This window comes from Exiguobacterium sp. UBA3968 (assembly GCF_002385115.1).
Classification (GTDB): Bacteria; Bacillota; Bacilli; order Exiguobacteriales; family Exiguobacteriaceae; genus Exiguobacterium_A.
Window position 1 is genome coordinate 1 of the sequence record NZ_DGCW01000006.1, and the last position, 276, is coordinate 276.

The window sequence follows — 276 nt, forward strand, 5'->3', positions numbered from 1 at the left end:
TCTCCAAGTAAGTCCGTCAAATAAAGGTATCCCCCCGGTAACAGTCGGTCTGGACGAGCGACACGTTCACATAGATCATCGATGAACGGTAACGCCTTCTTACTGCTCCACGTCGGAATGAACATGACGCCACCCGCAGCACCTGGTACTGTAACGAGACGACCTGTTCCCTCATGTTCTAACATCTCGCTGACGATATCTAAATCTTCACTGATCGACGATTTCGCCGATTTATAACGTTCTGCAAAAATCGTCAATGAGACGAGATGATGGGGA

1 pseudogene is annotated in these 276 nt (G+C 48.6%); it reads right to left on the reverse strand.

From position 1 onward, the window contains the following. Nucleotides 1-276, reverse strand: a pseudogene (locus B3S86_RS12650) (pur operon repressor); the annotation flags it as partial.